Origin of the sequence: Chromobacterium sp. S0633, from assembly GCF_024158805.1 — a bacterium.
Lineage (GTDB): Bacteria > Pseudomonadota > Gammaproteobacteria > Burkholderiales > Chromobacteriaceae > Chromobacterium.
On record NZ_JAMZGH010000098.1, the window covers coordinates 1 to 3,400 of the forward strand.

Genomic DNA, 3,400 nt, shown 5'->3' on the forward strand with positions numbered 1-3,400 from the left:
ACATGTCCCACAGCGTCATTCCCTTCCCGGCAGCGACGACGGCCCCGCTGCGCGAACTGCTGGCCCGCCGCCGTCCCCTGGCCAGGCCTTGCAGCGCCCGCCATTCTCCGCCCTCCTCCGTCAAGGACAGCACGCCGGGCAAGAGCGGACGGTCCAGGCCTTCGGCCAATAGATAGGGCAGCAGCGCCGACGCCTCGCCGCCGCCGGAGCGTTCGCCGCACAGAATCAGTTCGAAATCGCCCAGCGCGGCGATCAGCGCCGGCGTCGGGTCGCTGTCCGCCGGCGGCTGCAACACGGCGATGGCCGCCGCGCCCTGAGCCAGGTAGTCGGCCAGCGCCTCCTTGTCCGCGTCCCCGGCGTGCAAGACAACGAAGGCTCGGCCCAGCCGGCGCGCCAGCGCCAGCGCCGCCAGATCGCCCGGGCCGGCGCAGGGCCGCCCGCTGACCGGATGCGGCGCCGGGGCCACCAGCACCGCCGTTTTCGCCGCCGTTCCGGCGGAAAGCGCCGTCTCGCTCATGGTCCGATCTCCTTGTTCTCAAGCTCCAGCAAGGCCTGCAAGGCCTGAATGAAGGACTGGCAGTCGTCGATCACGCTCAGGTCCGCGCGCTTGACCATGGGCGCGGCAGCGTCCAGATTGACCGCGATCACATGGCGGCAGGCCTTGATGCCTTGCAGGTGCTGCACCGCGCCGGAAATGCCCAGCGCCAGATAGGCGCTGGCCTGCACGCTGCGGCCGGTGGCGCCCACTTGCTGGTCGCGGCGGAAACGCCCGTCGTCCACCGCCACCCGCGAGGCGCCCACCGCCGCGCCCATGGATTCCGCCAGCCGCAGGAAGACCGGCACGTCGCTGACCCCGTTGCCGGCGGCCAGGATCAGGTCCGCCTCTTCCAGCGCCAGTTGCGAGGCCGGGCTGGCGACGCCGCCCAGGTCCCGCACCCGCTCCGCCGCCGCCTCCGGCGCGCAAGCCTGCCGCAGCCCGCGCCCGACGAAGGGCAGGCGGACGTCGGCCACGCCGCGCGCGAGCAAGAGCGCCTGGGCGCGCGGGTGCACGCTGAAGCCCGCGCCCGGCCGGCGGCGGCGCACGCCGTCGGCGGCGATTTCCACTACGTCGGTCAGCACCGACAGGCGCTCGCGGCAGGCGAAGCGCCGGCCCAGATCGGCGTCCTCGCCGCGGTCGGCGAACAGCACATGGCGCGGTTGCTCCCGCCGCCACAGCCGCCGCAACAAGGCCAGCTTGGCTTCCGGCGCAAAGCCCGGATCGGCCGGCGTCAAGACGCGGTCCAAGGCCAGTTCCGCCAGTTCGGCGTCGGCGCAGCCTTCCATGCCGAACAAGACCGCCAGCACCTCTTCGCGCGGGCCGGCCAGCAGGGCGGCGGCGGCGATGGCCTCGCGCGCCGCCTCGTCCAGCTGACCGCGCTCGGCGTGCGCCACCACCAACAGCCGTCCATCGAACGGCCCGGCGCTGCGCAGCGGCTTGAGCTTGGCCGCGCTCGCCGGCGGCGCGTCGCGCAGGCCGCCGTCCTCGCCCAGCACGATGCGCTTGAGCCCGTCCGGCGAACGCACCCAGGGCCGGCGCGGGTCCACCCGCGGCGCGGTCTGCTTCATCGTCATGCCTCCTCCTTCGCCAGCCGGCCTTGCGCCGCCGCACGCCGCGCATCGCCCCGCTCTTGCCCAGCCTCCGGGCCGGTCTCCAGACGCTCCGCCACCAGTTCCGCCAATTCCACCACCTCCGCCCGCGCGCCGCTGACGCCTTCCAGCATCGCGGTGCAGTTGGGGCAAGCCACCGCGACGCGGCCGGCGCCGGCGGCGCGGACGTCGTCCATGCGCATGTCCGGAATCCGGCGCGGCCCGGGCACGTCGGTAAAGGCCGCCCCGCCGCCCCAGCCGCAGCAACGAGCGTCGCGGCCGGAGCGGCTCATCTCCACCACCTGGATGCCGATGCCGGCCAGCACGCGGCGCGGCGCGCCGTAGCCCTCGTTGTAGCGGCCCAGATAACAGGGGTCGTGATAGCTCAGCGGCTCGGCCGAGTCGCGGGAGCGCACGCGGATCGCCCGCGTCTCCAGCAGTTGGTCCAGCAGCCGGCTGTGATGCCAGACTTCGTAATGTCCGCCCAGCGCCGGGTACTCATTGGCCAGGCAATGAAAAACATGCGGGTCCGGCGTGACGATGCGGGTGAAGCGATAGCGGCCCAGCGTGGCGATATTGGCCAGCGCCAGCCGCTGAAAACCCGCCTCGTCGCCCAGGCGGCGCGCCAGGTCGCCGCAGTCGCGCTCGGCTTCGCCCAGCGCCGCCACGCGCAGGCCGGCGGCCTTGAGCACGGTCAGCAAGGCGCGCAGGGCGCGCTGATAGCGCATGTCGAAAGCGCCCTCGCCCGCCAGCAACAGCCAATCGACGGACTCGCCCTCCCGCAGCAGCGGCAGGTCCAGGTCCGCCGCCCAGTGGTAGCGCGCGCGCAGCGGATGGCCGCCGACGGTGTCGGTATGGCGCAGATTGGCCAGCGCCGCCGCGCCCTTGCCCGGCAGTTCGCCCCGCGTCAGGGTCAGGTGCCGGCGCAGATCGATCACCGCGTCGACGTGCTCGATCAGCATCGGGCAGTTTTCCACGCAGGCGCGGCAGGTGGTGCAGGACCACAAGGTGTCCGCCGCCAACGCGCCGCCGACGATGTCCCGGTCCGCGCTCGCGGCCGCGGCCGCCGGCCGGCCCGGATGCGGGCTGCCGGCGTAGGCCGGACCGCCGCCGCCCATGGACGCCACCAGGTCCTGGATCAGACGCTTGGGATTGAGCGGCTGGCCGGCGGCGAAGGCCGGACAGGCGGCTTCGCATTTGCCGCATTGCACGCAGGCGTCGAAGGACAGCAGCCGGTTCCAGGCGAAATCGGCCGCCCGCGCCGCGCCCAGCTCGCCGGCGGCCAGGTTCAAGGGCTTCAGATCGGCGGACTTGCCGGCGAAGCGCTCGGCGCGCGGATGGAAGGCCAGGTGCAGCAAACCGGCCACCGCGTGCTTCATCGGCCGGCCCAGGCCTATGCCCAGGGCCAGCTCCGCTCCGCCCAAGGCCAGCAGCGACAACGCGACGGCGGCCAGCCCTTGCCCGGCGGCGCTCAGCCAGACCTCGCCGCCGGCCAGCGCCGCCGCCAGCAGCGCGCCCAGCGCGAAACAGGCCAGCCGCGCCGGCAGCCGCTGCCATTCTCCCAACGACAGCCGGGCCGGCGGCACGCGGCGACGCGCGCGCATCAAGGCCGCGCCGATCAGCATCAGAACGGCCGACGCCGCCAGCAGCAGGTCCAGCCAGCGCTGATGCAGCAGCAGGCCGTAATTGAGCGCGATCAGCAGCAGCGCCGCCGTCCCGCCGCGGGCCGCCGCCACTTGGGCGCGCGCCGCGGCCGGATCGCGGGCCACCACGC

The 3,400-nt window shown here is 73.9% G+C and carries 2 protein-coding genes and 1 pseudogene; all 3 read right to left on the reverse strand.

Annotated features, from left to right (window positions below; translation table 11 throughout):
* Positions 1-517, reverse strand: a pseudogene (locus NK214_RS24685) (hypothetical protein); the annotation flags it as partial.
* The gene (locus tag NK214_RS24690) at positions 514-1,611 is read right to left on the reverse strand and encodes an electron transfer flavoprotein subunit alpha/FixB family protein (RefSeq protein ID WP_253315780.1); all 1,098 of its coding nucleotides are present in this window, start codon (positions 1,609-1,611) and stop codon (positions 514-516) included. The pseudogene NK214_RS24685 and the gene NK214_RS24690, both read right to left, overlap by 4 nt.
* On the reverse strand, positions 1,608-3,400 hold a 1,793-nt coding region (locus NK214_RS24695), incomplete at its 5' end, for a DUF3483 domain-containing protein (RefSeq protein ID WP_253315781.1). The genes NK214_RS24690 and NK214_RS24695, both read right to left, overlap by 4 nt.